General features: G+C 63.5%; 19 protein-coding genes and 1 pseudogene. 15 read left to right on the plus strand and 5 right to left on the minus strand.

Annotated features, from left to right (window positions below):
- The first annotated feature begins 51 nt into the window (after positions 1-51).
- The 3 genes from MRBLMA1_RS10120 (at position 52) to MRBLMA1_RS10130 (ending at position 2,953) form a co-directional block, all read left to right on the plus strand.
- Complete coding sequence (locus MRBLMA1_RS10120) at positions 52-894, plus strand: alpha/beta fold hydrolase (RefSeq protein WP_363736534.1); 843 nt, start codon at positions 52-54, stop codon at positions 892-894.
- Positions 895-963: 69 nt separating this feature from the next.
- Complete coding sequence (locus tag MRBLMA1_RS10125; RefSeq protein WP_363736536.1) at positions 964-1,776, plus strand: metal-dependent hydrolase; 813 nt, start codon at positions 964-966, stop codon at positions 1,774-1,776.
- Positions 1,769-2,953 carry an epoxide hydrolase family protein gene (locus tag MRBLMA1_RS10130; protein ID WP_363736537.1) on the plus strand — a complete coding sequence of 395 codons (1,185 nt, stop codon included), beginning with the start codon at positions 1,769-1,771 and terminating at the stop codon, positions 2,951-2,953. The genes MRBLMA1_RS10125 and MRBLMA1_RS10130 overlap by 8 nt, the downstream gene beginning before the upstream one ends.
- A gap of 58 nt (positions 2,954-3,011) precedes the next feature.
- On the opposite strand, the gene MRBLMA1_RS10135 is transcribed toward MRBLMA1_RS10130, so the two are convergent.
- Positions 3,012-3,914 (minus strand): NADP-dependent oxidoreductase, encoded by a 903-nt coding sequence (locus MRBLMA1_RS10135; RefSeq protein WP_363736539.1) that lies wholly within the window; start codon positions 3,912-3,914, stop codon positions 3,012-3,014.
- Positions 3,915-3,951: 37 nt separating this feature from the next.
- Positions 3,952-5,052, minus strand: coding sequence for a Gfo/Idh/MocA family oxidoreductase (locus MRBLMA1_RS10140; RefSeq protein WP_363736540.1), 1,101 nt, complete (start codon positions 5,050-5,052; stop codon positions 3,952-3,954).
- A gap of 284 nt (positions 5,053-5,336) precedes the next feature.
- On the opposite strand from MRBLMA1_RS10140, the gene MRBLMA1_RS10145 reads away from it, so the two are divergent.
- From MRBLMA1_RS10145 to MRBLMA1_RS10160, 4 genes are read left to right on the plus strand one after another with little or no spacing between them, the layout of a single operon-like run.
- A complete protein-coding gene (locus tag MRBLMA1_RS10145; protein ID WP_363736542.1) occupies positions 5,337-6,830 on the plus strand; it encodes an FAD-linked oxidase C-terminal domain-containing protein in 1,494 nt (497 codons plus the stop codon).
- Positions 6,831-6,855: 25 nt separating this feature from the next.
- The gene (locus tag MRBLMA1_RS10150; protein WP_363736544.1) at positions 6,856-8,001 is read left to right on the plus strand and encodes an FAD-binding protein; all 1,146 of its coding nucleotides are present in this window, start codon (positions 6,856-6,858) and stop codon (positions 7,999-8,001) included.
- Positions 8,002-9,339 (plus strand): glycolate oxidase subunit GlcF, encoded by a 1,338-nt coding sequence (gene glcF / locus MRBLMA1_RS10155; protein WP_363736546.1) that lies wholly within the window; start codon positions 8,002-8,004, stop codon positions 9,337-9,339. It abuts the gene before it with no gap.
- The gene (locus MRBLMA1_RS10160; RefSeq protein ID WP_363736548.1) at positions 9,308-9,736 is read left to right on the plus strand and encodes a GlcG/HbpS family heme-binding protein; all 429 of its coding nucleotides are present in this window, start codon (positions 9,308-9,310) and stop codon (positions 9,734-9,736) included. Before glcF ends, MRBLMA1_RS10160 begins: the two co-directional genes overlap by 32 nt.
- Positions 9,737-9,756: 20 nt before the next feature.
- On the opposite strand, the gene copD is transcribed toward MRBLMA1_RS10160, so the two are convergent.
- Together copD and copC are read right to left on the minus strand one after the other, a co-directional pair.
- Positions 9,757-10,620 carry a copper homeostasis membrane protein CopD gene (gene copD, locus MRBLMA1_RS10165; RefSeq protein WP_363736550.1) on the minus strand — a complete coding sequence of 288 codons (864 nt, stop codon included), beginning with the start codon at positions 10,618-10,620 and terminating at the stop codon, positions 9,757-9,759.
- 6 nt (positions 10,621-10,626) lie between these two features.
- Positions 10,627-11,001: a copper homeostasis periplasmic binding protein CopC gene (gene copC / locus MRBLMA1_RS10170; RefSeq protein ID WP_363736552.1), complete on the minus strand. Its 375-nt coding sequence runs from the start codon at positions 10,999-11,001 to the stop codon at positions 10,627-10,629.
- 287 nt (positions 11,002-11,288) lie between these two features.
- On the opposite strand from copC, the gene MRBLMA1_RS10175 reads away from it, so the two are divergent.
- Positions 11,289-12,002 carry a copper resistance protein B gene (locus MRBLMA1_RS10175; RefSeq protein WP_363736554.1) on the plus strand — a complete coding sequence of 238 codons (714 nt, stop codon included), beginning with the start codon at positions 11,289-11,291 and terminating at the stop codon, positions 12,000-12,002.
- Between the two features lie 55 nt (positions 12,003-12,057).
- Here MRBLMA1_RS10175 and MRBLMA1_RS10180 read toward each other — a convergent pair.
- Positions 12,058-12,552: pseudogene (locus MRBLMA1_RS10180) on the minus strand (Lrp/AsnC family transcriptional regulator).
- A gap of 82 nt (positions 12,553-12,634) precedes the next feature.
- Here MRBLMA1_RS10180 and MRBLMA1_RS10185 point away from each other — a divergent pair.
- The 7 genes from MRBLMA1_RS10185 (at position 12,635) to MRBLMA1_RS10215 (ending at position 21,238) form a co-directional block, all read left to right on the plus strand.
- Positions 12,635-13,417 carry an aspartate aminotransferase family protein gene (locus tag MRBLMA1_RS10185; protein WP_363736555.1) on the plus strand — a complete coding sequence of 261 codons (783 nt, stop codon included), beginning with the start codon at positions 12,635-12,637 and terminating at the stop codon, positions 13,415-13,417.
- Between the two features lie 271 nt (positions 13,418-13,688).
- Entirely contained in the window at positions 13,689-14,876 is a 1,188-nt protein-coding gene (locus MRBLMA1_RS10190) for a DUF1624 domain-containing protein (protein WP_363736556.1), read from the plus strand.
- A 187-nt stretch (positions 14,877-15,063) separates the two neighbouring features.
- Positions 15,064-16,602, plus strand: coding sequence for an ABC transporter substrate-binding protein (locus MRBLMA1_RS10195; protein WP_363736557.1), 1,539 nt, complete (start codon positions 15,064-15,066; stop codon positions 16,600-16,602).
- Complete coding sequence (locus MRBLMA1_RS10200) at positions 16,599-17,579, plus strand: ABC transporter permease (protein WP_363736558.1); 981 nt, start codon at positions 16,599-16,601, stop codon at positions 17,577-17,579. Before MRBLMA1_RS10195 ends, MRBLMA1_RS10200 begins: the two co-directional genes overlap by 4 nt.
- Positions 17,576-18,403 carry an ABC transporter permease gene (locus MRBLMA1_RS10205; RefSeq protein ID WP_363736560.1) on the plus strand — a complete coding sequence of 276 codons (828 nt, stop codon included), beginning with the start codon at positions 17,576-17,578 and terminating at the stop codon, positions 18,401-18,403. Before MRBLMA1_RS10200 ends, MRBLMA1_RS10205 begins: the two co-directional genes overlap by 4 nt.
- Positions 18,400-20,199 (plus strand): ABC transporter ATP-binding protein, encoded by a 1,800-nt coding sequence (locus tag MRBLMA1_RS10210; protein WP_363736561.1) that lies wholly within the window; start codon positions 18,400-18,402, stop codon positions 20,197-20,199. Before MRBLMA1_RS10205 ends, MRBLMA1_RS10210 begins: the two co-directional genes overlap by 4 nt.
- Before the next feature lie 295 nt (positions 20,200-20,494).
- Positions 20,495-21,238, plus strand: a complete 744-nt coding sequence (locus MRBLMA1_RS10215; RefSeq protein ID WP_363736562.1) for a DUF4198 domain-containing protein — start codon at positions 20,495-20,497, stop codon at positions 21,236-21,238.
- Positions 21,239-21,247 lie beyond the last annotated feature (9 nt).

The raw sequence follows: 21,247 nt of genomic DNA on the forward strand, positions 1-21,247 counted from the left end.
GGAACGCTCTGGTCCACCCCTCGCGAATCAGTTCGCGAAAGGAGAAGCAGAATGCCGGAAACCCAGATGACGATACCCTTTGGCGAAGGCCAGATCGCCTATCATGACATGGGTGACGGCGCGCCTCTGCTGATGTTGCACGGGTCGGGGCCCGGCGTGACGGGGTGGCGCAATTTTTCCGGCAACGCTCCGATCTTCGCAGAGCGGTTCCGGTGCATCGTTCCCGACCTTCCCGGATATGGCGAGAGTTCCGGCATCGCCGGCGATCCCTTTGCCGGCACCATCGATGCGGTCATCCACCTGATGGACAGCCTGAAGATCGAACGCACGAGCCTGGTCGGCAACTCCTTCGGCGGATTGATCTCGGCGCGGCTGGCGGCCGCCCATCCCGATCGCGTCACGCGGCTGGTGACGATCGGCGGCGTGGGCGTGCCGATCTTCAACCCTTTCCCCTATGAAGGGGTCGAACGGCTCGCGGAATTCGTGGCCAACCCGACGCGGGAGCAGATCATTCTCTGGCTCCGCTCGATGGTGTTCGACCAGTCGATCCTGACCGAGGAGCTGATCGATGCGCGATTCAGTACCGCAACGCAGCCCCAGGCGCTGGAAACCAACCGGAAAATCTACTCCCGCGCCGGCCTTGCCGCCATCGCGCAGGCGATGGCCGGACCCGACGCCGTCCAGAGCTTCGCCTACCTCCCCAAGATCCAGGCGCCCACCTTGCTGACATGGGGTCGTGACGACCGGGTCACGCCATTGGACGGAGCGCTGCTTCCCCTTCGCCTCATTCCCAATGCGGAACTGCACATTTTCCCCAAATGCGGCCACTGGGCGATGATCGAGCAGAAAGCCGCGTTCGAAAGCGCGGTCATGGCGTTCCTGACCCGCGAATAGTCCGGACGGCCGGGGGCGGTTGCCGGAAAACTGCTATGTTGGAAGGATGGAGCCGGAGGTTTGTTCGTCATGCGCGTTCGCAAGCCAGATGTGGATTTTTCCCAAACCTCCGCGCGATGGGCGCCCCATGGCGAATTCGCGCAGCAGATGAACGCCTCGTCGCTCTGGATTCCCCATCTCGAGCGTTTTCTGAACCGCGTCATGTCCCAGGCGAATGCGAAGCTCGACGCTTCCAAGCCCGGGCATGCGCGGCTCAAGGCGGACATTCGCACCTTCATCCGCCAGGAAGGCAATCACACTGCGCTCCATGCCGCGTTCAACGCGATATTGCCGCGCGGGGGATATGATATCGCCCATTTCGAACGCCATTTCGAAGCGGAGTTCAAACGGCTGCTGGCTACGAAGTCCTTCAAATTCCTGTGCGCCTATTGCGAAGGCTTCGAGACGCTCGGCCCGCCCATGGCTCTCGTCTGGCTCGATGAGATAGAGGATTTGATCGGCAATGCGGATCAGAATGTCGTGACATTGTGGAAGTGGCACCTGATGGAGGAATATGAGCATCGTACCGTCTGCCACGACGTCGCGCGCATGTTCGGCGTCGGCTATTTCCAGCGTATCCATGGCTTCTTCTTCCAGCTGAAGCACCTGCAGGGCATGTCGAGGATGGTGAAGGACTATCTCTTCACCCAGGATTCACTCGCCATGACGCCCGAGCAGATCGCCGAAATGCATAAACGATCCAAAGCCGTTGGCCGAAAGGTGATGAAACTGGCACTGCCCCGCATTCTCAAGGCGTTGCTGCCTTTCCACGATCCACGCAAGGACCCTGAGCCAAGGGCCTATCGTTCCTACATGGCAAAGATCGAGACTGCCCTTGTCTGATGCTTTTGAAGGGCAGGCTGAAACTGCCGCCGAACTCTGCCTGAAGGCGGGCCGTCCGTTCCGGATCGCCGTCGCCGACGACGTGCTGGCCGATCTTGCGGACCGGCTGGCACGGACCCGCTTGCCACGCGTCGAAACCGGCGCTGGCTGGCGGCACGGGATGCCGCTGGAAGCGGCGGCAAAGCTGCTGGACCATTGGCGCAAGGGTTTCGACTGGCGGGCGCACGAGCAACGCCTCAACCGCTTTGCCCAGCGCATGGTCAACGTCGACGGGCAGGACATTCATGTCGTGGTGGAGCCGGGTTCCGGCCCCGACCCGCTGCCATTGGTGCTGCTCAATGGCTGGCCCAGTTCCTTCGTCGAATTTGACGGGGTGATCGACCGGCTGGCGCATCCGGAACGACATGGCGGGGCGGTTGAGGACGCCTTTACCGTCATCATACCGTCCATGCCGGGCTATGGCTTTTCCCCGCCGCCCGCCAGCCCGATATCGGCCGCACAGATCAGCGCGCTGTGGGACAAGCTGTGCGGCCAGCTACAACTGGATCATTATGTCATTTTCGGGTCCGATTGGGGCAGTCTGGCGGGACGGCATCTCGCGGAGCTTGCGCCCGAAGGGTTGCGGGCGCTCCTGTTCTCGACGTCAGGCGGATTTATCGCGCCCGATCCTGCTGGCCCCGGCCCTAGCCCGGAGGAAGCCCAGTGGCTCGAGCGCGCTTTGGCGCCCGATCCCGAATATGCCTATCAGGCGATCCAGGGCCATAAAGCCGATGCGATGGCGATGGCGATGAGCGACTCGCCGATGGGCCTGGCAAGCTGGATCATCGACAAGTTCAGGTCCTGGAGCACGCCCGCCGCCGATGGTGGCCCGCCTTTCCCGATCGATGATCTGCTCGTGAACATCATGATATACTGGATCAACGGGCCGTCGGCGCCGATGTGGCTTTATGGGTTCCTGCATGAAAGCGTCATCCCGCCGGGAACGCGGATCAGCGTTCCGGCGGGTTTCATGCTGTTTGCCGACGACCTGATTCCGCCCGTCCCGCGCAGCATGCTTGAGCGTGTCTATGATGTGCGTCACTATGCGGTTCATCCCCATGGCGGGCACTTTCCGGCACAGGATGCGGCGGATCTGTTCGTTGCAGAACTGACCGGCTTCTTCAGGGCATTCAGATAGGCCGAACCGGCTCACCGGCCGGCGTCCCCGCACGAGGGCCGCCGGCTCGGTTCAAGGATCAGGGCATCAGGATCACCCTGCCGCGCACGCCGCCGTCCTCGACAAGGCGGTGCGCTTCCGCTGCGTGAGCGAGAGCCAATGTCCGTGAAACGGGCATCTTCATTTCCCCCGTGGCGATCGCATTGACGATCCGGGCGAGCCGCTCCCCATCGCCATGATAGCCGAAGATCTTCGGCTCAGCAGGCAATCCTTCGCCTTCGATCGGCGTCGTGGCCACGGTGATGATCTTGCCACCGGGCTTGAGGTTGCGGCAAAGGCGGCCGACTGCGGCTCCGCCCACTGTGTCCGCAACATGATCGAAGCGCAGATCGTCAGGCAGCGGATCGTCAAAACCAACCACCTCCTCAAAGCCCAACGCCCTTGCCTCATCGGCATAGGCGTCACGGACAGCAACGATGACCCGGCATCCCAGCCCCTTGGCCGCCCAGGCGGCGAAGCGGCCCACGCCGCCGGTCGCGCCGGTGACCAGCACAGTCTGGCCACCGAGCGGGGCCACCCCCTCCTCCACCATCTCGACTCCCGTCAAAGCAGGGCAAGGCAGGGCAGCGGCCTGCGCGTCGTCGACATTGTCCGGAATGACCGCGCAATGCGCCGCGTCGGCGACGGCATATTCGGCATAGGCGCCATTGACGGTCGCGAACACGCGGTCCCCGACGCGCAGCGCCGTCACGCCATCCCCCACGGCCGACACGGTGCCCGCCACGTCATAACCCGGCACATGCGGCAGGGGCAGCGGATAATAGCGCAGGCTGAAGCCGTTGCGCCACTTATAGTCGGCCGGGTTCACCCCGATCGCAGTCACCCGTATCTGGACCTGCCCGGCCGCCGCCATGGGTGGGTCGAGCTCGACGAGCTTGAGCACTTCGGGCGGACCATGCTCTTCAAATTGTACAGCCTTCACGTCACTCTCCTTAAAACAGTGGAAATTCCATCGCTGGTCAGGCCAGCTCGATCCAGCGCCCTTCCTTGCGCGACCGTTCGACCGCATCGATGACCCTGACATGGGCCAGCCCGTCGCTGAACGTGGCGATGGCCGGATTCCGATAAGCGGGATCGCGTATCCAGGACGCGAATGCCGACGTCAGGCCAACCATCTCCACGAAGCCGTAATCGCTGCTGTGGGTCTGCACATAGGGCGTATCCTCCATGGTCGGAAGCGCTTCCTGCGGCGCGCTCACCTCCGGGCCTCCGCCGCGAAGCTCCTGCAGCAGATCGTCCGGCGCCGCCACCTGCTGCACGCCGTCCGCACTGCTCATCGCCACATCATAGGTCCAGCCGATCGATACGCCGGCGTCGGCGCCGGTGATGCGCGTCGTCGCGAACGGATCCCACGTCCTGCACGTCCCGGTCATCGCGCCCTGGACGCCATTGTCCAGAAGGAAGGCGAAGGCATAGCTGTCATCGGACGTCATGCCCCGGTCCGATCCGGGATGCACCGTACCCGCGACCGCCGCGAATTCGCCGACCATATAACGGATCAGGTCGATGCCATGCGCATTGTAGTTGCGCAGCCAGCCGCCCCCGCCCTCATGCGTCATCCACCAGTCCGGCAGTTCCAGCGAGCGAGGCGCACAGAGCGTATGATCGAACTGCGCGACGACGTGGATGGGGGCGCCCAGCGCTCCTTCCTTTACCAGCCGCCGCGCCAGGGCATTTTGCCGGAACCAGCGGAATTCATGGCTGATCATGTTGGCGACCCCGGCCTCCGAGGCGGCGTCCCGCATTTCTTGCGCATGGCCGATATCAAGCGCGAACGCCTTTTCGCAAATGACATGCTTGCCCGCCGCCAGGGCGCGCATCGTGAAATCATGGTGGGTCTGGGGCGGCGTCGCGATCACGACGGCATCGACGTCGCTGTCGAGCGCAGCCTCATAGGAGGTCAGCGCATGGGGGATGCCGAAATGGGACGCGCGATACGCCGTCTTCTCCGCATCCCTTCCGACGAGCGTGGTCACGGTGAAGCCGGCAGCGCGCAGGGCGCGAATGTGCAAGGTGCAGCCGATGTTGGTGCCGACAACGGCAACTTTCAGGTCTTTCATGGACTTTTCTCTCCCGATGCGATTGCCGGTCAGCGAAAGAGGCTGGAGGCCATGCGGCATGGGCGGACCCGATACCCTCGCCGAACCCGGCGCGGCATCGTTCGATGGCCCCGGTCTGAGAGGGGGAGACCATATCCCGGCGTCATGGAACCCGGCATTTCGATGATAGCACCTTCCTTAGTTGCCAAAGCATCCTGTGGCACAGCTTCACACGGCGGCATCGTCCATTTGCATGTCGAAACAGCAATGGCGCATCCTCTAACGCTCGATTAGAAGGATTTGCGATGTCGCTCAAAATGCCCGCCCCGGACCAACATGTGATCGCCAGACGGGCGGAGATCGCGGCGGCGCTTCGCGCGATCGTCCCCGGCGAGGGCGTGATCGAAGACCCGGACGGGTTGCGCCCCTATGAATCGGACGGGCTGACCGCCTATCGCCAGCCGCCCCTGCTCGTCGTCCTTCCCGAAACGACGCAGCAAGTGTCCCGGATACTCGCCTGGTGCCATGCCGAGGGGGTGAAGGTGGTGCCGCGTGGATCGGGCACGTCGCTCTCCGGTGGCGCGCTGCCGCTGGCCGACGCTGTCCTGCTTGGCCTTGGCAAGTTCAAGCGCGTAATCGACATCGACTATGAGGACCGCATCGCCATCGTGCAGCCGGGCGTGACCAATCTCGCCATCACCCAGGCCGTGGAGGATCGCGGCTTTTATTACGCGCCCGACCCCTCCAGCCAGATCGCCTGTTCGATCGGCGGCAATGTCGCGGAAAATTCGGGTGGCGTGCACTGCCTGAAATATGGGCTGACCACCAACAACGTCCTGGGCGTCGAACTGGTGCTGATGGATGGCGAGATCGTCCGGCTGGGCGGCCGGCAACTGGATCCGGCGGGCCTTGATCTGCTGGGCGTCGTCGTGGGATCCGAGGGCCTTCTGGGTGTCGTTACCGAAGTGACGGTGCGGATCCTTCCCAAGCCCCAGACCGCGCGCGCGCTTCTGATCGGCTTTTCGACTGTCGAAGGCGCGGGACAGTGCGTGGCCGACGTGATCGCCGAGGGCATCATTCCCGCCGGCATGGAGATGATGGACAAGCCCGCCATCCACGCCGCCGAAGCCTTCGTTCAGGTCGGATATCCGCTCGACGTCGAAGCCTTGCTGATCGTCGAACTGGACGGCCCGGCCGCCGAATGCGACCACCTGATCGGCGAGGTGGAGCGCATCGCCAATGAAAATGGCGCAGTGTCTTGCCGGATTTCACAGGACGAAGGCGAGCGCATGGCCTTCTGGGCCGGACGCAAGGCGGCCTTTCCCGCCGTGGGTCGTCTCGCGCCCGATTATTATTGCATGGACGGGACCATCCCGCGCCGTCGACTGCCCGAAGTGCTGCAACGCATGCGGCAGCTGTCGGACCATTATGGATTGGGCGTCGCCAATGTATTCCACGCCGGCGACGGCAATCTGCACCCGCTCATCCTCTACGACGCCAACAAGGAGGGAGAGCTGGACCGGGCCGAAGCGTTCGGCAACGACATATTGCGGCTGTGCGTGGAGGTGGGCGGCGTGCTGACCGGCGAGCATGGCGTGGGCGTCGAAAAGCGAGACCTGATGCCCGAAATGTATTCGGAAATCGACCTTGCCCACCAGCAACGGGTCAAATGCGCCTTCGATCCTGATCTGCTGCTCAACCCCGGCAAGGTATTTCCGACATTGCATCGCTGCGCGGAACTCGGCCGCATGCATGTGCATCATGGCCAGCTTCCTTTCCCCGACCTGCCGCGCTTCTGATAGGGTTTCGATGAGCAACAACCTCATGCCTCGGTCCGAGGCCGATCTGTGCGACGCGATTGCCCAGGCAACAGGCGACGGGGAAAGGCTGGCGATCACCGGCGGCGCGACCAAGGCCGACATTGGCCGGCATGTCGAAAATGCCCGCTGCCTGGACATGCGCGGTTTTTCCGGCATCGTGGACTATGATCCCGCGGAGCTGGTCCTTACCGTCGGGGCGGGCACTCCGCTCGCCGAGGTGGAGGCGCTGGTCGCCAGCCGCGAACAGAAACTGCCCTTCGCTCCTTTCGATTACGGGCCTGTCTTTGGCCGACCCGCAGGCGCCAGCACCATCGGGGGCGTCGTCGCCGCAGGCATTGCGGGATCGCAACGCGTGTCCCAGGGCAGCGCCCGCGACCATCTGCTTGGCTTCCGCGCAGTTTCCGGCCGGGGAGAAACATTCATCGCCGGGGCGAAGGTGGTCAAGAATGTGACCGGCTACGACCTTTCCAAGCTGGTCAGTGGCAGTTGGGGGCGTCTTGTCGCCTTGACCGAAGTGACGCTGAAAGTGTTGCCGCGGCCCCGCCTTTCCGTGACGAAAGCCATGGAAGGCCTCGCCGCCGCCGATGCCATACGCCTGATGTCACGCGCGCTCGGCTCGCAGGCCGATGTCTCGGCCGCGGCGCATATTCCGGGGCAGGTCCAAGGCGGCGCGTCGCTCACCTTGTTGAAGGTCGAGGGATTCGGGCCTTCCGTGACGGCACGGTGCGCCATGCTGGACGCGCTCTTTTCCGACGTCGGGAATCTGCCGCAGCTGGACGGCGATGTCGCGGATCATCTCTGGTCCGAACTCAGGACACTGAGGCCGCTGGCGGGCGATGCTCCCCTTTGGCGGATCAACGTGGCGCCACGCGAAGGAGCAGCCATCGTCGCGGCGATCGAGCCGCTGGGCGCGAAATGGATGCTGGACTGGGGCGGCGGCCTGATCTGGGCAGCCGTGGATGGCGATCCGGCCATCATCCGCGATGCGGCGGCGCGCGTGGGCGGCCATGCCATGCTGGTGCGCGGCTCAACGGATTTGCGCGATCGGATCGCCGCCTTCCATCCCGCCGCGCCAGCCGTCGCGGCGCTTGAAACGCGGGTGCGCCGCGCTTTCGATCCGAACGGCGTGTTCGAAACAGGGCGGTTCTAGATGCAGACCAATTTCTCCGAAGCGGCGCTGGCCGACCCGGCAATGCAGGCATCCGAAGCGGTCATCCGCAAATGCGTGCATTGCGGCTTCTGCACCGCCACCTGTCCGACCTACGTCCTGCTGGGCGACGAACTGGATAGTCCGCGCGGACGCATCTACCTGATGAAGGACATGCTGGAGAAGCAGGCACAACCGACGCAGGAAATCGTCAAGCATATCGACCGCTGCCTCTCCTGCCTTTCCTGCATGACCACCTGCCCGTCGGGCGTGAATTACATGCACCTGGTGGATCATGCCCGCGCCTATATTCATGACCGGTACAAGCGGCCGTTTCAGGATCGGCTGTTCCGCGCGCTGCTCGCGTGGACATTGCCCCATCCTGCACGTTTCCGTCTTGCGCTGCGGCTGGCGAGGCTGGCACGGCCCGCGGCGCCCCTGTTCGAGAAATGGCCGGCCCTGCGCCCGCTCGCCGCGATGCTGAAACTGGCGCCCGCCCGGATTGCCGCGAAAATTCCCGATCCGCAGCGTCTCTCTGCCACCCGGCGGGGCCGCGTTGCGTTGTTGCAGGGATGCGCGGAACCCGTCCTCCGACCCGAATTTCGCGCCGCCGCCATCCGTGTGCTGGACCGCGCCGGCTTCGACATCGCGGTGCCAGAGGGCGAAGGCTGCTGCGGTGCGCTCGTCCACCATATGGGGCGGGAAGAGGCAAGCCTATCCGCCGCAAGGCGCAATGTCGACGCCTGGATGCGCGAAATGGACGGCGCCGGTCTCGACGCGATCCTCATCACGGCTTCGGGATGCGGCACGACGATCAAGGACTATGGCTTCATGCTGCGGAACGACCCCGCCTATTCCGAAAAGGCGCAGCGCGTCTCGGCCATTGCCAAGGATATTTCCGAATTCCTGGCCACGGTGGACATGCCGGCAGCAAACGGACATGGCCTCGTCGTCGCCTATCACGCCGCCTGTTCCCTTCAACATGGCCAGAAGGTGACGGAAGCACCCAAGCAGCTTCTAACCCGTGCGGGCTTTACCGTCCGCAGTCCGGCCGAAGCGCATCTATGCTGCGGATCGGCGGGCACCTATAATATCCTTCAGCCCGACATCGCCGGCCAACTCGGCGAGCGGAAGGCCGCCAATCTCGACCAGCTCGAGGCAGACGTCATCGCAACCGGCAATATCGGTTGCGCGATGCAGATCGGCCAACGGGCGGCGACCCCCATCGCGCACACGATAGAACTTCTCGATTGGGCAAGCGGAGGGCCGGCCCCTTCGTCCCTCAAACATCTGGAAAAAGGATATTCCCATGACCCGCATCACCCTCGACCAGGCCAATAGGATCATCGCGGCCGCCTTCGCCCATGCCGCAGAAGCCAAATACAAGCCGCTTGCCGCAGTCGTCGTCGACGCCGGGGGCCATGTCATAGCCTATCAGCGGCAGGACGGAGCCTCGACAGGGCGCTTCCAGATCGCGCTCGGCAAGGTCAGCGGTGCGCTGATGCTGGGTCTTTCATCCCGCAAGATCGCGGACATGGCGGCGGAACGTCCGACCTTCATCGCCTCGCTGGGTCCGATCGCAGCGGGCGGCCTGATTCCCGCGGCCGGCGGCGTCATCGTCGTCGACGCGGATAACCAGCCGATCGGCGGCGTCGGCATTTCCGGTGATCTTTCCGACAATGATGAAAAGGCCGTCCTCGCGGGCATCATGGCCGCAGGTCTCTCGCCACAGGCCTAGGCACGGAAAGGCGATGATCGTCACCCCAGAGGGTCAAGCGTTCCAAGCCAGGCCACCAGGCCGATGATGGCGAGGGCGGCGATCGTCTCGACCGTCAGGGACAGTCGCAGATGCCTTGTCGCCTGCTGCGGTGTTCCGCGTTCCAGCGCTGGCGTCAACCGCCAGCGGTTGAGCGCCGCCAGAGCCAGCATCAGGGCAAACAGCGTCAGTTTCATGCCCAGCAGCAAGCCGTACCGGCTGCTCCTCAATGCGGGCAGATCGGACAACCCCACGATCATGGCGGCGTTGACCGCGCCGCTGATCACCAGGGTGACGACCAGCAGCGTACCCATGACGGAAAAATGCGCCAGCATCCTGGCGACGCGTCGCGCTTCCGTGCGGGTGGGATTCACCGTCAGCAGGGCGTGAAGCAATACCGCCAGCGCGGCGATCCAGCCTGCCGCGGCCCAGATGTGCGCGACATCCGCCACGCGATGGATCGTGCCCGCCAGCCCTTCGGTTGCGCCCGCATGACCCGTCCAGGCCAGCGTCGCAGCGGCAATGGCAGCCGGCAGGAGTGTCGGGCGGATCGAGCCGATGCCGGCAAGCAGGAGCGCCAGCAGCAGTGCGGCGGCCCGGACCGCCAGCACGGGGCCGATGGGCGTCATTGTCAGCAATATCCGTGCCGTCGCCCAATCCGGCGACGTGATCGGTGCGCCCGTCATCGATGCCGCGCTGGCCATCAACCAGAGCACGGACAGCGCCGCCCCGGCGATGGCGAGAATGATCAGCGTCGCGCTTCGGCCCGCCATGCCCATGACCCACCAGAAGAGCGGCAGGCCCATGAGCAGGGCAAGGTCGAGCATCAGCGCAAAGCGCGCGGCGATGAGCGCCCCCTCGGTCATGGCAGCTTATTTGACCGTGAAGCTGTAGCCGCCTTCCATCTTGTGCTGGTCGGCGCCGACGATATGCCATTTGAGATTATAGGTGCCGGCGGGCAGAGCGCGGGGCAAGGCGAGAGTCATTGTCTTGCCCTCGACGCTGGTCTTGAAGCCCTTGATCGGCATCGGCGCATGATTGGCCATGCCCGGCATCCCCGTCATGGTCAGTTCAGCGCCGCTCATCGGCGCCAGGAAGGTCTCCGAAAAGGTGAGGGTCAGCTTGTTGATCTTCGTCACGGTCGCATCGGCGGCCGGGCTGGACGAGACCAACTTGCTGTGCGCGGCGGCAACGCCGGGCAACGCCATCGCAAAGGCAGCGGCGAAGGTCAGGAATGCGCGGGTCATGGCTTTGTCTCCATCGGGGTGATGACGGCAACTACGCACCAGCCCAGATTATCCCTTACTCTGCGCGCATATTTTTTCCCATGCGGGCCGATCGACATGCGGGAACGCCCGTCCCTCGTCGGCGCCCGCTTCGGCCGCCAGCTAATAATGAAAATCAGTTCGGCATAAGCTGCTGCGCGTACGCTGCAATTTGTCATCAACCGTTCGGGTCGATGGACGCTTTGCGTCAACGCGGCGGGCACGGCCGCTTACTCTCCCCCAATCAAACGGAAAATGGACCAGGGTAGATGCTGCGTTTCGCCTGCATGGGCTTGTCATTGTCATGCGCAGCGCTGACGGCATGCCCGGCTGCGGCCCAGGATGAAGATGCCGGCACATGGGCGCTGAGCGGCGGCTTCGACCTGCTCGAACTGCGCGGGACCAAGGGAGATGACCTGTTCTTCTGGGACGGCACCTTTTCCTATGGCAATATCAGGGACCAGTTCATGCTGGTGACCAATGGCGGGGGCGCGCTGCGCGGGCAGATCGACGAGGTGCAGATGCGGCTCTTCTACGGTCGTAGCCTTGGCAATACGACGATGTTGCTAGGCGTGCGCAAGGATTTCAGACCCCATCCGCGCGACACCCATGCGGCGATCGGCGCGCAGGGCACGGTCGGCACCCGCCTCAACTGGGAGGGCTATGCCTTTCTGTCCGACGATGGCGATCTGACCGGGGAAACGCAGATCATCTATCAATTGCCGCTTTCACGCCGCTTCTATCTGGAGCCGCGGATCGCGATCGGCTGGTCGGCGCAGGCAATAGGCCAGGAGTCGGTAAAGCCGGGTCTTACTGAAGGGGAAGGGTCTTTGCGCTTGCGCTATCGCCTGACGCAGAAGGCGACCTTCTACACCGCGATCGTTCACGAACGCCTGCTCGGGAGCACGCGCCGCCTGGCTCGCTCCGGGGGAGAGAGCGTCGGCTCCACAATGGCGGTGATCGGTTTCGGCTTCAACCTCTGACCCGACAACTTAGGGGCGCACCCAAAACTGCGGCGCGAAAGACATGAGGTAAACGTCACTCCTGCCGCTGACGGAAAAGGCTGTCGATAGGATAGACGTCGCGCATGATCGGCGAATCAAGCACGATATAGCTGAAATATTTTTCGATCCCCGCATCACTTTCCAGCAGGGACTCAAAGATCCGTTGATAATGGACGACGCTGCGCGCGACGACCTTCAGGAAATAATCATAGCCGCCGCTGACATGATGACATTCGACGATTTCGACTATCTCCCGCGCTCGCGCGAGGAAACGGTCGAAGTCGGCAATCCGGTGGTCCGCAAGCGTCACTTCCGTGAACACCGTCAAATAATCGCCGAGCTTTTCCAGCGCGACGCGCGCGCCGTAGGATCTGATGTAGCCCGCATCTTCAAGGCGCTAGAGGCGGCTGAGGCAAGGACTGGCCGACAAGCCGATGGCATCGGCCAGGCCCACATTGGTGACGCGGCCATGGTCCTGGAGATAGGATAATATCTTGAAATCAAGCCGGTCGAGCTTTTCCACTTTCATCCCCCTGGGACAGTGTGCATCGCGCCATGCTATAAGCTTTGCCGCAGCATAATCTGTCGGGAAGCATCATCGAAACACCGGATTGATATTCTCATCGCCCACCCAAAGGAGGAATTATTCCGCCGACCGCTTCACCCGCGACGTGGAAAGGGCGATCGCCGACATGAAGCGCCACGGCATCCGCCCCGCCATGCTGATCGTCGATTCCATCTTCACCAGCGACGGCATCCTGCCGGAGGAGCCAGGCTTCCTGAAAGGCGCGGCGGAGGCGATCCGCAGGGCCGGCGGCATCTTCGTCGCTGATGAGGTGCAGCCAGGCTTCGGACGCACCGGCAGCCATATGTGGGGCTTCCAACGCCACGGCATCGATCCCGACATCATCACATTGGGCAAGCCGATGGGCAATGGGCAACCGATCGCCGGACTTCTCACCCGACATGATGTGGTGGAGGAATTTGGCAAGAAGTCTCGTTATTTCAATACATTTGCTGGCAACGCCGTGTCGTGCGCGGCCGCCGCGGCAGTGCTGATGGTCATCAGGCGCGACCGGATCATGGACAATGCGCGGGATGTCGGCGCCTATCTGCTGAGCAAGGTCGACGCGCTGCGGGCGCGTCACGATTGTCTGGGCAATGTGCGCGGGGCCGGCCTGTTCGTCGCGGCCGACATTGTCACCGACCGGGAAACCCAGGCCAGCGATCGCGACCGCACCACCAGGGTCGTGAATGCGATGCGGGACAATGGCGTGCTCATCAGCGCATGCGGCGCAGATCATAACATCCTGAAGATCCGGCCACCGTTGATCTTCAGCCGCGAGAATGTCGACCTGTTCGTCGACGTGCTCGACAAGGCGCTGGAAGCCTGATCTGATCGGCACGGTCGGCGCTTTCCCTGCATGACGACTTTGGCGGGCGGCTGGATACAAGACTCCGCCGCCCTGCTTGCATGGCACAGGCCGGGTCCCTGCGGTTCCACCGCGAGTCCCGGGGCGGCAGATTCTTCCACAGCGGCGACAAGATGTAGCATCAAGCGCCGCAACAGGCGCAAACTCAATGTCCTTCACTTGGCTGTCGCGTCATGATGATGCCGTGGAGATCGAACCCGCGGGAAGGAAGTGGACGATGGGAAGTATATCAATGGCGCTACCAACCGCCGGCAGTGCCGCTTCAGGAAACGCGAAGGCTTCCGCGCGAGTCCGCCTGGAAAATATCGACGCGCTGCGCGGTTTCGTGATGGTACTGATGCTGCTGGACCATCTGCGCGAAACCTGGTTCGCCCATTATGCGGTAACCGATCCCATCGACGCGCGCACGATCTTGCCGGCGATCGGCTTCGCACGCTTCGCCGTCAGTTTCTGCGCGCCGATATTCGTCGCTCTTACCGGCCTGGGCGTCTATCTGTTCAGCATCAATCATACGGTTCAGGAGACGACCTCCTATCTGGTGAAGCGCGGCCTGCTGCTGATGGCGATCGAAGTCTTCTATCTGAGCGAACTCTATTGGGGCATCGTTCCGCAACCCACATTCTGGCTACAGGTCATCTGGTGCATCGGCCTGTGCATGATCATCCTCGCCGCGCTGATGCGGCTGCCCCGGCCGGCGCTGATCGCCCTGGGACTGGCGCTCGTCTGCTTCCACAACCTGCTCGATCCGATCCGCCTGACGCAGGATGATGCATTGTTCCCGCTATGGGCCATGCTGCATCAGCGGGACACCTTTGCCCTGCCGTTCGGCTTCGTCGCCAAGACGACCTATCCGATCCTGCCCTGGATCGGCGTCATTTCCCTCGGCTTCGGCATCGGCCCCTGGTTCCGCCCGGAAGTTTCGCAAGAAACCCGGCAGCGACGCCTTCTCACCCTGGGATTTGGCCTGATCGCCGGCTTCATTGCCCTCCGCCTGCTCAATGTCTATGGCGACAAGCCCTGGTCCGTCGTCGATGGCGATCCGGTCCGCACGATTATCGCCTTCATCTCGCTGACCAAATATCCGCCCTCACTGCTCTTTCTCATGCCGACGCTCGGCGGGGGGGCATTGTTGCTCGTGCTGTTCGAACGGATCAGGACGTCAGGCCTGGTCACCGCCCTAGCCGTATTCGGCGGCGCACCAATGTTCTTCTACATCCTGCACCTTACCGTATTGCGCATTCTCTATCACAGCGCGCTCGGCATATGGGGACCGAACAGCGGCGCCTTCTACGCCTTCAACAACTATAATTGGGTGTTGGTCTGGTATGTCGCGATGATCGTACCGCTGTACCTGCCCACGATATGGTATGCTCGCCTGAAACGTCGCCGTCGCGATATCAGCTGGCTCAAATATTTCTGAGGCCGATGCTGTCGGGCGATCCACATGTCGCATCGCCCGACCCGGTCGTGAGGAACACGGAAACTGCTGCCCCGACATATCAACATTATTCATGCAGTGATCGAGGCGCAGTCCGACAATATGGTTACCCCGGCAAACTGCTGCTGGCGGTGGAAATTGCAGATATGTGAGGAATGAGAAGACCCTTATGGTTGACGTGATTTCCACCGATCTTTCCCGCCGGATGCTGCTGGGCGGATTGGCCGCCGGCGCGACCCTGAGCGGTGCGGGCGCGGTGACAGGTCGGCCCAGGATAGGCGGGCGCATTCGCGTCGCCAGCATCGCCGCCTCGACCGCCGACACGCTGGACCCTGCCAAGGGCAATCTTTCGACCGACTTCATGCGGTTGTACCTGATCTACAGCGGCCTCACCCAATATGACGGCCAGCTGCGCGCCCTGCCGGGACTGGCCGAACGCATCGAGACGCGTGACAATATCGTCTGGCATATCCGCCTGCGAAAGGGCGTCCATTTCCATAACGGCAAGCCGCTGACCGCCGACGACGTCGTCTATTCGCTGATGCGCCATCGTGACCCGGCCACCGGATCGAAGGTGCAGGCGGTCGCCGAACAATTTGCCGGCGCGCGCAGGACCGGCCCGCTTGAACTCGAATTCCGGCTGACCGGCCCCAATCCCGACCTGCCCGTCATCCTGGCCCAGCCGCACTTCCTGATCGTCGAAAATGGCCGCCGCGATTTCAGCGTGGCGAACGGCACAGGCCCCTTCATCTGCCGCGCCTTCGCGCCCGGCATCCGGACCGTCGTCCGCCGCAACCCCAATTACTGGAAACCGGGGCGCCCCTATCTGGAAGAGATAGAGGTGATCGCCATTCCCGACGAGATTTCACGCGTCAATGCGCTGTTGTCGGGCGACGTGCAGATGATCAACGCCGTCAGCCCCGGTTCGGTCAAGCGGGTGCGGGCATCCCCAAATCACAGTTTCATGGAAACGAAGTCAGGCCTGTTCACCGACCTGATCATGAGGCGGGAGCATCCGGTGACCGGCAATCGCGACTTCGTGCTGGCGATGAAATATCTGCAGGACCGCGAACTCATCAAGCGCGCGCTGTTCCGCGGCTATGCCACGATCGCCAACGACCATCCGGTCCCCCCCTTCAGCCCCTATTACAATCCCGACATCCCCCAGCGGCCGTTCGACCCGGACAGGGCCCGTTTTCATCTGAAGCGCGCAGGGCTTCTGGGCGCGCGCCTGGCTGTCTATGCCTCGCCGGCGGCGAACATGTCGGTGGACATGGCATCGATCCTTCAGGAACATGCGGCACAGGCCGGATTGAAGCTGGCGGTCAATCGGGTTCCCAGCGACGGTTACTGGGCGACGCACTGGATGAAGCACCCGATGACCTTCGGCAACACCAATCCGCGGCCGACCGTGGACCTGATGTTCAGCCTGTTTTTCCAGTCGAAGGCGCTCGCCAATGAATCCGGCTGGAACAACGCGCGTTTCGACCGCCTGCTGCTGGAGGCGCGCCGATCGACCGATGAGGCAAAGCGCAAGGAGATCTATGGCGAAATGCAGTGGTTGGTCCATGAATATGGCGGCGTCGCCATACCGGCCTTCCAAAGCCTGATGGACGGGTTCGACCGCCGCCTGAAGGGAATATTCCCGATCCCGCTGGGCGGCTTCATGGCCTATACCTTCGGTGAACATGTGTGGTGGGACGCATGAGCGCCGCCGCCGTCTCTTCCCGTTGGCGCGGGCCGCTGCGGCTGATCGCCAGGCGCATTGGACTGGCGCTGCTGACGCTGCTGCTGGTCTCGATGGTGATCTTCACGATCAGCGGCCTTCTGCCGGGCGATGCCGCGCAGGAGGTTCTGGGCCAGACCGCCACGCCCGAACAGGTCGCCGCATTGCGCCATGAAATGGGTCTCGATCAACCTGGTCCGGTCCGCTACGTCCGCTGGTTGCAGGGCATGATGGTGGGTGATCCCGGCCAATCCCTGGTCGCCAACAAGCCGGTTGCCGACATTATTTCGGAGCGCCTGCCCAACACGCTGACGCTCGCGGCGCTTTCCGCCCTGGTGTCCCTGCCTTTCGCCTTTCTCATCGGGATCGCGTCGGCCATCGCGCGCGGCCGCAAGCTGGACCGCGCGCTGAATATCCTGACCCTGTCGATGGTCGCGCTGCCGGAATTCCTGGTCGCAACCATAGCGGTGCTGATCTTCGCGGTGGAACTGCTATGGCTACCCTCCATCGCGCTGGTGCCGCAGGATCCCAGTTTCGGCCAATTCGTGCGCGCCTATGCCATGCCCGTCATGGTGCTGGCCGTTGGCGTCGTCGCGCAGCTTGGGCGCATGATCCGCGCCGCCATCATCGCGGAGCTTGACCGCCCCTATGTCGAAATGGCGCGGCTGAAAGGCGTGTCGCAGAACCGCCTGATCGTCAGGCATGTCCTGCCCAATGCGGTCGGCCCCATCGTCAACGCCATGGCGCTCAGCCTGTCCTATCTTTTCGGAGGTGCGATCATCGTGGAAACGATCTTCAGCTATCCTGGGCTCGCGAGCCTCATGGTCAATGCCGTCACGTCGCGCGACATGCCCCTGCTTCAGGCCTGCGCAATGATATTCTGTGCCACCTATCTGCTGCTGGTCCTGATCGCCGACACGATCGCGATCCTTGCCAATCCAAGGCTGCGCCAGGGATGAAACCGCATAACCTCCTTCGCCGCGCGCGCGCGCTGCCCCCGTCGGGCAAGATCGGCCTGGCGCTTGTGACCTTCTGGATCATCGCCGCGATTGTCGGCCCGTTCGTCACACCCTATCCGCCCGGCTCCTTCGTCAGCGAGGAAGTCTTCGCCGGCGCGAGCAGCCATTTCTGGTTCGGCAGCGACTATCTGGGCCGCGACGTGTTGAGCCGCCTGCTGACAGGCGCACGGTTCACCGTCGGTCTTTCCGCAATCGCCGTCACGCTGGCGGTCGCGGCGGGAACGGGCCTGGCGCTCACGGCGGCGGTTGGACCGCGCTGGCTGGATGAACTGCTGTCGCGGGCGATGGACACGCTGATCTCCATACCCAGCAAGATTTTCGCGCTGGTCCTGGTGGCTGCTTTCGGTTCTTCGCTGGTGCTGCTGACGCTGATCGTGTCCATCACCTATGTTCCCGGCAATTTTCGCATTGCCCGATCCCTTGCAGTGGGTCTTGCCCGTCTCGATTATGTCGAGGTCGCGCGCGCCCGTGGCGAAGGACGCCTGCACATCGCGCTGGTGGAAATGCTCCCCAACATGATCCGTCCGCTGTTCGCCGATATCGGCCTGCGCTTCGTCTTCATCGTGCTGCTCCTGTCGGGATTGAGCTTCCTGGGCCTTGGCCTGCAGCCGCCGGACGCGGACCTGGGATCGCTGGTGCGCGAAAATGTGTCGGGCCTTGGCGAAGGCGCGCTTGCCATTCTGGTTCCCGCGACGGCGATCGCCAGCCTGACGGTCGGCGTCAACTTGCTCATCGACGCGGCGACGCAGGGAGGGAAAGGATGAACCGGACTACCCCCCATGTGGAGGTGCGCAACCTCTGTGTCACCGTCCGCGGCCCGGACGGCGGGCCCTTGCGCATCGTCGACGATGTTTCCTTCGACGTCGCGCGCGGCGAGATGCTGGCGCTGATCGGCGAATCCGGGTCCGGCAAGACGACGATCGCCCTGTCGCTGATGGGCTATGGCCGCGGCGGCGCCCGCATCAGCGGGGACATCCGCGTCGGCGAAGCGCACCTCGCCGGACAGGGCGGTGCGTCGCTTGGCGCCCAGCGGGGACACCGCATTACCTATGTCGCGCAGAGCGCGGCGGCCGCGTTCAACCCTTCGCGCCGCGTCATCGACCAGGTGATCGAGCCCGCCCTGATCCATCGCACTGCATCCGCCGCCTCTGCCCGCGCCCGCGCGGTCGAGCTCTTTCGTGCGCTGGCGCTGCCGGACCCGGAGACGATCGGCAACCGTTATCCGCATGAATTGTCGGGCGGCCAGCTTCAGCGCCTGATGGCGGCGATGGCGCTCATCACGAAACCGGACCTCGTCATCTTCGACGAGCCGACAACCGCGCTGGACGTGACCACCCAGGTCGAAGTGCTGCAGGCCTTTCGCAAGGTCGTACGCGATCAGGGCGCGACCGGCGTCTATGTTTCGCACGATCTTGCCGTGGTTGCACAGATGGCGGACCAGATACTGGTCCTCAATCGCGGGCGGGTGCGTGAACAGAACAGCGTCGGCCGGATCCTGGAAGAGCCGGCCGACGACTATACCAGAATGCTGATTGCGGCCGCCAACCCAGTGGTCGAGGCACGCGGCCCTGGCGTGCGCGCGAAAGCACCCCTGCTGACGATCGACGGCGTTTTCGCCGGCTATGGCGCGGTGGACAAGGCGGGCCGTCCGGCTCATCCGGTATTGAGCGACGTCAGCCTCAGCGTCGGCCGGGGTGCCGCCGTCGGGGTCATCGGCGAATCCGGATCGGGCAAGTCCACGGTCGCGCGCGTCGTCGCCGGCCTGCTCGCGCCGACCGCCGGGACCGTTTCGCTGGACGGCACTCCGCTTGCCCCAACGGTCGGCGGGCGCACGCGCGAACAGTTGCGCCGCATCCAGATCGTGTTCCAGAACGCCGACGTGGCGCTGAACCCGGCGCACAGCGTCGAAGACATTCTCGGCCGCGTGCTGCGCTTCTACCACGGCATGAACCGGGTGGATGCGCAACGCCGGGTCGCTGAATTGCTCGATCTCATCCGGCTTCCCGCCAATGTGGCCGGTCGCCGTTGCGACGAACTTTCCGGTGGCCAGAAGCAGCGCGTCAACCTTGCGCGCGCCTTGGCGGCAGAGCCCGACCTGATCCTCTGCGACGAGGTGACCTCCGCGCTCGACACTGTCGTTCGCGGCGCGATTCTCGACTTGCTGGCCGATCTGCGCCGGGATCTGGGCGTCGCCTATCTTTTCATCAGCCACGACATCGCCACGGTGAAGGCGCTGTGCGACGAAATCGTCGTGCTCTACCGGGGGACGCGGGTGGAAAGCGGCCTGTGCGAAAGCTATGCCGCCGCGCCCTACCATCCCTATACCGATCTTCTCATTTCGTCCGTTCCCGAAATGCGTACCGACTGGCTGGCGGACGAAACCGCCGTTGCGAGGGCACCCTTTGCGCATATGGGGGAACGGCCCGACCTGTGCCGCTTCCTGCCGCGCTGCCCCATGGCCATGGCGAACATCTGCGATGTCTTGCCGCCGCCACGCCGCACGATGTCGGCCGGTAACGCGGTACTATGTCACCGGACCGAAGAGGATCTCGTGCCCTAAAGCGATTTCCAGTCAGGGAAGCCGGCAACAGAGAAAAGAGCGGTTGTGCTGGCCGATAGCCCCGCTCTGAACGGCCTTTCCCGGCTGATGGTACGCATCTCGCCGCCCGACCTGCGGCGATCATCATGCAATCGCAAGTTTCCAGATGACCGATGCAAAGAGATCGGAGAATAATATGTGGACGCGCCTCCATGGGTTGACATATTCGGCTCCGGCGACCCATGACTTTGGCACATTAAGTCGGGAAAGTCAGACACCATCCGTAGCATATCCGTTGAATGGAGAAAGCTCGGACATGGCCTTACACCGCATCGCAAAAGCCGGCATCGGCATCGTCGCACTGGCCGCACTGGCCGTTCCTGCCAGCGCTCACGGCATCTGGTTTGCGCAGCGCGCCAAGCAGCTCGCGCTCATCTATGGCGTGGGCGCCGACGACCTCGACATGGTGAAGCGCCTGCCGCTGGTCAAATCCGTGACCGGCTATGACGCCGACTGGGCGCCGGTGAACACCTCCCTGCGTGCGGCAGGCCCCATTCCCGTGGTCGACAGCGACGAACCGCTCGCTGCGGTGGCCGCTGTCGTGGATTATGGCTATTGGAGCAAGACGCCCGACGGCGAGTGGCACAACAAGGGGCGCGACGAAGTGCCCAATGCGACCTTGGCCGAGCATAATTTCAAATATGCCGTCTATCTGGGCCAGGTGCCGACCAAGCCGGTGCCGTTGATCGAGGGCCATATGCTGCAGATCGTGCCGGCGGACCTCAACATCCCCCAGAAGATGGGCGAGCCGATGAAGGTGCGCGTCTATTACAAGGGCAAGCCGATCGCCGGAGCGACCGTCATGCAGGATTATGTCAACGATCCCGACGAGGCCGCCCCTGCCAAGACCGCAGCCGACGGCACAGCGACGATCAAGCTGCGCAACCAGGGCATCAACGTTCTGATGGCGATCTATGTCGGCCCTACGGCCGACAAGAAGGTCGATCATGAGGAATATCGCGCCTCGCTCGCCTTCGTCCTGCCGCATCTGCCGGAATGATCGCCCGTC

Source organism: Sphingobium sp. LMA1-1-1.1, from assembly GCF_040676365.1.
Taxonomy (GTDB): Bacteria; Pseudomonadota; Alphaproteobacteria; order Sphingomonadales; family Sphingomonadaceae; genus Sphingobium.